Genomic DNA, 2,849 nt, shown 5'->3' on the forward strand with positions numbered 1-2,849 from the left:
ACCTCTATAACATCTCGAACTAAGCCGCAAGATACGCCGCTCAGTTACCGCTTACGATCCGCCATCCACTTCGATCTGGTAGGTATCCGTGGTGTTCTGCGGCGTCTTCACGGCGACGGCGATGCCAATGCCGCTAATGGCATTGGGCATGGGCATCGGAGAGGCCTCATTGAGCGGATACTGTGCTGCCGGTGCGAAGATCGACATAAATCCGCCGGTCGCATACAGGTTGTTGTTCAGCCCAACGATATTGGATGGGTTGACGTATGTCGTATTCGACACCCAGTTGTAGATGTCGACTGGAGTCCCATAATATTGACCATTCCAGTGGACGGTGTAGTTGGAAACCGTGGAGGAAAGTGTTTGCGTCTGTGCGGTGGCATTTATGGGCGTCACCTGCCCTTTATAGGCGGGTATGCAAAAAAGCGGCGATTGTGAAGCATCACCACCATAGCTTTGGTACATCGTATCGTTGTTACCGGTGGGCGCACCGCTGGTGAGGTTGGCCAGATTGGTGGCAACGCTTGGACAGGTCAGGGAAAACCCCTGAGAGGCGATACTTGGATACGCATACCCCTCAAAACCGATATCTCCGGCGTTATTTCCTGCCCATGAACCCCATCCATTCAGGGACTCCCATATCGCGCTCCAGCCATAGACGCTTGCTCCAATCAGCCAATATCCATATTGGCCTGGAGATAAAATGTATTCCGCCACTTCCGGCTGCTGCATGCTGATGCCAAGTGGCAGCGCCATCGAATTGGATGAGCCCAGATTGTTCAGCGTGGAGCCGTTCGCAACGCCAAAAAACTGTCCTGTGCTGCCAGCAATGGTCGCCGGCACCTGATCCTGGGCCACGACAGCCGTATCATATTGCACAGTGGCCACGCTGCCCTGACTGACGCCAGCCTTCTGCAGCAGCGCGGCGTTCATGGAGCCGGTCGTATGGACCACGACGTCGAGCGCTACCGGGTTATTCGTATCTGAAACATAGTCCGCTACCAGGGTTTGCCCAAAAGGCGTTTGCGTTGGAAAACTCGACGGCAGCAGATTGACCCCTTGCAGGTCGGCGACCGTCAATGCGGTACCGGGCAGAGGCAAGCCCATGCTCTGCACATAACTGGCCGCCGCGCGTGTGAACTCCGAGAACTGCTTGGCGGACTGCGCGGTCATCTGTTGCAAAGCGGTCCCTTGCGCTTGAGTCATTTCGAGTTGCTCCTGGCGAGCCCCCAGAATAAGAACAGTAAAGGCGAATAGGATGATAGCTATTAAAGGCATGACGACCCCTAGTTCAGCGAAAGGGATTGCGAAGACAGCGTCACGACTGGTGGTGCATAGAATCCACCCGTGTTATTCCATTGCGGGTCACCGAATGGCGACGGGGCGACTCTACCGGCTCCGCTTGGGTTGCCGAGATAGAATGCCAGCTCGTCTACACGCTGTGTAGAGCCGACGCCGGGGGAACCGGCTCCGGCCCATCCGGCGTAGGTGACCAGGGAATAGATTTGACTCCCGACGGATATCGTATAAAGTTCGCCAGCCTGTACGGCGGTTTGCGCATCTCCGTTCCAGTATTGACTGCTATAACTAGGATTCACCACGTTTTGAGCCGCATTATTGTTTGCTGAATAAAAAGGGTTGTAAGACGTGCTGTTGTTCACCAGGGCCTGCGGGGCCGGCACGCAAACAAAGACTTGCTGGTAGTTGAAAGGATTGCTCGGGTCAACCATGGACATGAACATGCCGGGAAGGCTGGTATCATGACCCCAATCAAAATACGTTGCGGTACCACTGCCATTATTCTCCACCCACGAACTGTTCCATGATACCGGGGTGACCCCGCCGGGTGGGCAGACTGCGGAATAGCCGTAGTTTACGAACGAGATATTGGCTTCGCTGTTTTCATCCAGTAGTTGTGCTTGCCACAACCAATACCCCGGCTGTTTATGCAATTGCGGGAAGGCCATCAGTCCATCCGGGCCAATCCCGTTGCTGGTTTGACCATAGGTTGTCGGTGTTGCCGGCAGGCTGTAGTCGGCATAGGTGGATGCCGCCGTGCCGAAAGGCATCTTAAACGCCTGACTGCCGCCGTTGTAGATGGCAGCGGTCAGGTTGTCACCCTGGAGGATCGTTGCCACATCATACGTAAAAGCGTGCCACTTGAGCGATTGATCTACGGGATTGTCAGGATTGCCGATGCCGAATTTTCCCAATATCGCAGGATTGGGCGCACTGGTGGCGATCACTCCCCAGGATTGGGGGAAGCCATACGGTGCCGCTACCACGCCTTCCATCGTTTCGCCCAGCGGGTCCGTGCAGCTTCCGCTGTAGTAACCAGCGCTTTGCAAGGTCTGGCAGGATACCGTCTCCGACCCGGTAATCGTCCCCATGTTCTGCTTCACGTAGGCGTTGAGCCCTTGGGCGAAGCCGTTCCACGCGGCGGCTGTTTCCTGTGCCATGTTTTGGGCCTGGGATTGCTCGAACCAGAAATGATTTTTCTCGTAGAGTCCGACGCTCACCGTCAACAATCCAAGGATGAGGAGAACAATCTGTAGCATTATCGTCCCCCTGGCGTCGACTGGCCGATGGCCAACTGCGCGGACTGGTTTTTTATTTCATTGACCAGCATCGACATCTGATTCTTGCGGATGTATTCCTTGACCTGCGGAGTGACCTCCAAAATGCTGTTGCGCAATCGCTTACCGCCATCCGGCTTGATATCCAGAGACTGGTGGACGACCACACTGAGACCGTCTGCCAGCATGCTCAAAGCGCCATTTCGATCCCCGTGAGATGCGCCGGAAATCATGTCGGCCATCCGTTCCAGGCCCAGCACCAGATTGGGTCCG

The 2,849-nt window shown here is 55.5% G+C and carries 3 protein-coding genes; all 3 read right to left on the minus strand.

Annotation, left to right across the window (positions count from 1 at the left end; translation table 11 throughout):
* Positions 1 to 51: 51 nt before the first annotated feature.
* Positions 52 to 1,206, minus strand: a complete 1,155-nt coding sequence (locus tag Q0C48_RS07155; RefSeq protein ID WP_291522912.1) for a hypothetical protein — start codon at positions 1,204 to 1,206, stop codon at positions 52 to 54.
* 80 nt (positions 1,207 to 1,286) lie between these two features.
* On the minus strand, positions 1,287 to 2,558 hold the full coding sequence (locus tag Q0C48_RS07160) for a hypothetical protein (RefSeq protein WP_291522914.1): 1,272 nt from the start codon (positions 2,556 to 2,558) through the stop codon (positions 1,287 to 1,289).
* A partial coding sequence (locus Q0C48_RS07165; RefSeq protein WP_291522916.1) for a hypothetical protein occupies positions 2,558 to 2,849 on the minus strand: 292 nt, incomplete at its 5' end. The genes Q0C48_RS07165 and Q0C48_RS07160, both read right to left, overlap by 1 nt.

Source organism: Acidithiobacillus sp. (assembly GCF_023255755.1).
Lineage (GTDB): Bacteria > Pseudomonadota > Gammaproteobacteria > Acidithiobacillales > Acidithiobacillaceae > Acidithiobacillus.